4 protein-coding genes are annotated in these 4,493 nt (G+C 45.5%); all 4 read right to left on the bottom strand.

The annotated features are described in order from the left end of the window. Positions 1–489 precede the first annotated feature (489 nt). On the bottom strand, positions 490–1,302 hold the full coding sequence (locus DD606_RS23865) for an RNase H-like domain-containing protein (protein WP_255573124.1): 813 nt from the start codon (positions 1,300–1,302) through the stop codon (positions 490–492). A gap of 86 nt (positions 1,303–1,388) precedes the next feature. After that, positions 1,389–1,781: a reverse transcriptase family protein gene (locus DD606_RS26710; protein ID WP_368853789.1), complete on the bottom strand. Its 393-nt coding sequence runs from the start codon at positions 1,779–1,781 to the stop codon at positions 1,389–1,391. A 590-nt stretch (positions 1,782–2,371) separates the two neighbouring features. Next, positions 2,372–2,737, bottom strand: a complete 366-nt coding sequence (locus DD606_RS26550; protein WP_255573123.1) for a hypothetical protein — start codon at positions 2,735–2,737, stop codon at positions 2,372–2,374. 132 nt (positions 2,738–2,869) lie between these two features. After that, a complete protein-coding gene (locus DD606_RS23850) occupies positions 2,870–3,940 on the bottom strand; it encodes a hypothetical protein (RefSeq protein WP_129259295.1) in 1,071 nt (356 codons plus the stop codon). Positions 3,941–4,493: the final 553 nt, after the last annotated feature.

The raw sequence follows: 4,493 nt of genomic DNA, 5'->3' as shown, positions 1-4,493 counted from the left end.
GTCGTGCTCAGGAAGGATGGAACCTTCGCAGCACTTTCAACAATCTTACATGGCGTCTTCCCCGTCGAAGAGTGTATCGTGTTATTGTAGGCAAATTCCACCAAAGGTAGATACTTTTTCCATTGAGTCTTTTGATCCGAGATATAAGACTTCAATAAATCTAAAACCACTGAACTGGCAATCTCGGATTGCCCGTCAGTCTGCGGGTGACGATGATGAGAACTACAACTGCGTGCCAATGTTCTCCCAAATTGCCTTCCAAAACAAACTCATAAATCTGGGGTCTCTGTCGGAGACAATCATCTCAAACTGCCATGTAATCGGAAAATCATCGTGATCATTCGGTGTTCTCGGGAGCTCAAAAAAATGAAATCCATTCAATATTTTCCCGGGGGCGGGTGGGTATGTGTAAAGGGTATAACAATCCCTGTGCCTGTCAAACTTGACCTTCTGGCATACTGCGCACAACTCTTCCACGTCCTTTTTGAGTCACGGCCAAAAGAAGTATCTCTCTACCCCTTTCATGGTGGTAGCAATGCCGCGGTGACCCGTAAAAGGTGGACAGTGGCATTCAGTCATAACCTTTTCCCTCAACGGCTGTGTAACGCACAACATAGTCTTTTTCATCAAGTAGCCTTCCCGAAGGGAGTATCCAGCTACTGTCTCCCCATCCCGTATCCGTGTGAAAATATCTGCAAAATCTGTATCTGTGGCATACTGATCGACCATATCCTCGAAGCTCCTATGATGTATCGCGGAAATAGCCAGAACCAACGGTTTCCGAGACAAAGCATCTGCCACCACATTCTTTTGTCCCTGCACATGGATAATCTGGAAGTGGAACTGTGACAAGATGTTCGCCCACCGCATCTGCTTTTCCGAAAGCTGCTTCTGTGACAAGAAGTAGCGCAAACTCTGATGGTCTGTAAAGACAATAAAATCCGCTCCGAGTAGGTAATGCCGCCACTGAGTAAGAGCATGGATAACCGCCAAAAGCTCTTTCTCATAAATCTGTGCTGTCATCTCCGGCCTTGAGAACAATCGGCTCTCGTAAGCAATGACATGGCCTTCTTGCATTAAGACCGCACCCAGACTACGACCACAAGCATCACAATATACTTCAAATGACTTCTGCAAGTCCGGCAAAGTCAAAACTGGTCCCGTAGTCAATTTCTCTTTCAATGTCTGAAAGGCAGTCACCTCTGTGGGTCCCCACGAGAAAGGGACTCCTTTCTGAGTCAAGATATGCAAAGGGAAGCAACCTCTGCAAACTTTCGTATGAACCGCCTGTAGTACGAACACAGTCCCAAGAAGCTTCTAACTTCATGGACATTCTTCAAATCGGGCCAATCACGGATAGTCTCTATCTTGGCCGGATCCATTTGCACTCATGCTGCTGAGACTATGGGTCCCAAAAAGTGTATCTCGGGTAGGAAAAATTCACTTTTCTTTGCATTAATCACTAACTTGTGATCTCGTAATGCCTGAAAGACCTGAAGCAAATGATCTCTATGTTTTGCCTCATTCTTGGAGAAAACAATGATATCGTCAAAGAAAGTGCCAACAAATAGCTTGTACTCTCGAAAAATCCTGTCCATCATCCGGTTAAATGTCGCAGGAGCATTGGTTAAGCCAAAAGGCATCACCAAAAACTCAAATAACCCAAAAGTCGTCCGAAAAGCTGTCTTGTAGACATCTCCTGGCGCTATCCTGATCTGATGGTATCCACTCTTCAAGTCAATCCTGCTAAAGCACGAGGATCCCTGTAACCTGTCGAGTATATCATCGATCCTAGGAATCGGAAATCTGTTCTTGATGGTGATTTAGTTAAGAGTTCAATAATCGATGCACATTCTCAAAGATCCGTCTTTCACTGAGTTCATAATCTTTTCATTCTGTACTCGGCTCACACGATTCGGTGGCCTGCTTCCAGGTATCAGGTCAATGGTCTGATCTTTAGGCCCTCTGAAAAACAATCGGCATGAGTGTAGAGAAAAAATCTTGGCGTTCTTTTGATCAGGTGAAAACATATTCAACCTTTATCCATCGTTCAGTTCTCGCCCAAAAGAATGAGTAAGGAAACTGAAGTTCATCAAGTACAATCTCTAAGCCCTTCATTTATCAAAGTCGCTTTCTCGGCCCGGTAGTCAACCACGGCGTAGTTCTTGTGGTACCAAGGGATTCCGAGTAGAACGTCACAACCTTCCAAGGAAATTACGTTAAACTCCGTCGTGCCCTAAACACCCCTATCATTGCAAACGAAGTTTGCCAATGCTCGGTGTAATGGCAACATCTCGTCCGGGTGCCCTCTCGAACTACCTCCGCCTGTGACCTCAGCTTGTCGGGCGTAATTCCAAATCGAGCCGCCAATTCAAGAAGTTGGCCTTGGCTCCTTCAAAAGAGCTTCTTGATCCTTCACTTTGCCCCAAAAAAAAACGCCAAAGTTTGTACTTTCATTCATTTGATTCGGTGCAAGTCCCACGCCATGTGGTACCAGTTCTGCTTTTCTATCTGCCTTTTCTGCCACATTCCTCAGCTGCTCTCGAACTCTCAGGCCTTTCGTCGTCTTTATCATTCTGTTCTTTCTGTGCCTTATTAGGGCACTTCGCGGAGATATGTCCAGGTTCCCCGCATCCAAAGCACTTCCCCTCCCTGATGAAGCGAGCTCTCTCCTCAGGAGTAAGCTTGGGTCGTGCATCCTTTTTCTCTTGATTGCTCTTTTTCTTTCTACTTTCATTCCCAGAAGTCTGTTCGGCTCGTTGTGTCATGGCCTCATCTGTGGGGTAGGTCAGACTGCCAGAGTGAATGGCAAAGCCCCACTTCGCATGACTCATCAACTAGAAGCTGACTTCTGTTCCAAGCAGGGATCTCAGATCTCTGTAGGTAGACCCAAGGTAAACCGCTCAATCTGTTCTCTGAACGAGATCTTCTTGAATGAAGAGGCGGGTAGAAAAGAGCTCCAGAATCTTTCACAGTAAGCATTGATTGTATCTTTCTTGGTCATCCGAAGATGGTTCCAAGCAGCTCGTATATCGCGTTCATACTCTTGAGTCAACCAAGAAGAAATAAAAAGCTTCTTAAATTTCAGCCATTTAACTGGCACAGTCTTGCTTAATAGAAGCGTGGACCACCAAGTTCGAGCATTCCCCTTAAAGTAAGAGGCACCTCTCCAAATCTTAGAGTGCTCTGAGTAGCGTCCTCCCACGAAAGTGATGTCAAACTGCTGTACAAAAGACAAAGCCTTCGAAGCATCTCTATATCCCGAAAACGTGTCAAATTTAATTGATTGTCCACCTTCCTTAAACTCTCGGACTTTCTTGCTTTTGTCTTCGAGAAAGTCATATTGGTTGGCTTTGTAAAAATTCTTCTTCTTTGCATAAAAGTTGCTCTCATCAGAGTTTGAACTTTCTGTAGACCAGTCCTCTGTAAAACTGTCACTCACGGGGCGAGATTTAGACGTCTTTGCCTTTTTCTTGCCCTTTCCGAAGCGTTGCTTCTTGCTTCGCTTTTTGCCTTTTCGGTCTTCTTCGCTCGAATCAGATGAGCTAGAAGAACTGTTAGAAGAAGAAGAATTGGGTACTCCTTCAAATCGAACACGCTTCTTCTGTTTTCTTGCTTTTTCAAAAGTAGACTGACGACCCAAATAACCCGGGAAGTCAGTGCCTTTCTTCTGCTTTTTGCCGTGCTTTTTGGCTTTCTTTTGCATGTCAAAAAGCTGAGCAATCCGTGCATCAACCACGTTCTCCAGTTCCTTCTCCGTATATTTCTTGGAGGCAGAAGGTTTCTTGAGAGCGGGTTTCGGGAGTGGTGTTGTGGTTCTCTGCCACTCCGTCTGTACCTCTTTCAAAGAGGTCTGGTTCATATATTTTACCATCTTCGGATCCTTGGCAAAATTGAGCATCATCTTTGTTGCATCGCCGATCAATTGACGACGCTCCATCTCTCTTTGCTCCGCCTAAGTAGGCCGAGGCGGGCCATATTCTCTGTCTGAATCTTCGTTGTGATCCCTGCCCGCATCTCCAAATGCAGAGGGAGTCGACTGATCCTTGCATGAAGCCATAGGTGCCGCGGAAAAAAAATTGGGGATCGGATTTCCCGTAGAAGAGAAATCGGCCATGCTCTGATACCACCGTAACAGACTTGGACACTCCAAGTCAAGAATCAATCGCGACAGCACCAAATAACCACTTCAAAACAATTCACAGATCACAATAGATTTGCACTGGCCCGGCGGAGTTCCGTGCCTAGAGATATTGGCCCCAAAGACTGGCGCCCCTTTCGGTATTTCTTTTTGTATTAATCAGTTCAAAGTACAAGAGAGTGGCTTGGGTTTTACTCTCAGACTCTGCGTCCAGATGCTCTGAGGAATGAAGGCCCAAGCCACTTATTTAAAGGTTTACAAGGGATGCCCAAAAGCAGAGCCCCAAAAAGCTTCAAAATCAAAAGCATCTGCTCTCTCTCTCTCTCTTAGAGAGTAATTGAAAACAAAAAGC

It is taken from the genome of Enterobacter cloacae complex sp. GF14B (assembly GCF_004136805.1).
GTDB classification, from domain to species: Bacteria; Pseudomonadota; Gammaproteobacteria; order Enterobacterales; family Enterobacteriaceae; genus Enterobacter; species Enterobacter hormaechei_C.
This window is presented reverse-complemented; position numbering and strand designations above follow the sequence as displayed.

What these genes read in the sequence shown, in the direction of transcription:
- DD606_RS26550 (WP_255573123.1), bottom strand. Translation starts at nt 2,737, where the DNA reads ATGAAAGTAGAAAGAAAAAGAGCAATCAAGAGAAAAAGGATGCACGAC.
- DD606_RS23850 (WP_129259295.1), bottom strand. Translation starts at nt 3,940, where the DNA reads ATGGAGCGTCGTCAATTGATCGGCGATGCAACAAAGATGATGCTCAAT.